We start from the raw sequence: 1,265 nt of genomic DNA, 5'->3' as shown, positions 1-1,265 counted from the left end.
AGGGGACTCTAATTTTTTGCGAGATACATAGGCCACACGATCAATCTTATCATCCAATGCGAGATGGTGGACTACTCTTCGACCGACAGCTCCAGTGGAGCCAAGTACAACGGCTGCAGTAACATCGGCATTCTCTTCGGTAGGTTGCCTTTGTTTGGTCCCTTTCTTGGATTTCTTTGATGACGTCGATGCTTTACTACTACTCATGTTGGTGTTTTTGGAGTCTGGAGCCAACAGAGCCAAATTCGGCAGTTCGTGTGGGGCTTTCTCCGTTTCTCCGGCGGTCGCATTGGGTCTTGCCAGAAGGGGTCTCTCACTTCTGCTAACTTGGAAGTTTGACCTTGGGCATCCATTTGAGGAGCAAAGCTATGACCTCGTCTTCGTCTCGGCTCCACGCTTTCACCCTGGCACGTTCGAGGTCGAAAAGTTGGCCCTGGTCCGGGGACAGTTCTTTCCTTGCGGCCATGGAATTCACTTCCTCTTTCACAATCAGCTCAAGGCCATATGTCTAGTCAATGAGAAGCAGCGGTACGATCTTGTAAAACGTGTCAACAATTTGCCCAGGTCCCAGTTCGAACAAAACAATATCCCATAGGCGGGCAGTCAGGTGGGGCCGCGGAAGCATCGTAAAGCAGGACTGTAAGTTTCGGAGCAACCAAGAAAAAGCCAGCTGCTAGTTAGACACCAAATTGAACCCTATCCCTAACCCCAATCCGAACAATTTACTTCCAACCCCCACCCTGCCACAATCCCACCCTCACCCCCACCCTAACGTCCCTAACCCTAGAGCAGGCAATTACAGTTGAAAAGTCTCCTTCATCCCACCCAACAGCAGGGAGGGGCCCCTGGCCGACAGAGGTGCTCTTTGCAAGCTTCAAGAGAGCCTGTTGAAACTGAAACTCGCCATTCTCACTGGGGAGTCAATAAAAGTAATAAAAAGTTAAGGCAACTCTCACCCCGGTCCGCCCCTTCATCTTCCCCGTTCCCCTCTGAGGATTGGCGCTACGTGATTTCGCCATAGCAAGACGGGATCCTAGCTCCAGCCCCTGCTATCGGCCTAGGACTTCGTTCGGAATCGCTAGCTGGGATCGCACTCATGGTAAGAGAGCTGTCAGCGTAGGCCCTAGTATGAACCCGTAAACGCTCAATTAGCTACCGAAACTACTATGCACAATAGTGGAGGTGTTGTAGGTGGGAAACCACAAGAAAGAGAATTCAGGATGGGCATACCCCAGTTCCGCGGGAAGAGTCTGGTAGAGTAGTCT

At 51.3% G+C, this 1,265-nt stretch carries 1 protein-coding gene; it reads right to left on the bottom strand.

The window, feature by feature from the left end:
- The coding region (locus V6D20_21500; GenBank protein HEY9818358.1) for a hypothetical protein at positions 1-207 on the bottom strand (207 nt) is incomplete at its 3' end.
- Positions 208-1,265: the final 1,058 nt, after the last annotated feature.

The sequence above is a fragment of the Candidatus Obscuribacterales bacterium genome (assembly GCA_036703605.1).
In the GTDB taxonomy this organism is placed as follows: Bacteria; Cyanobacteriota; Cyanobacteriia; order RECH01; family RECH01; genus RECH01.
The sequence above is the reverse complement of the archived record's forward strand: the minus strand, read 5'-3'. Positions and strand labels throughout refer to the sequence as shown.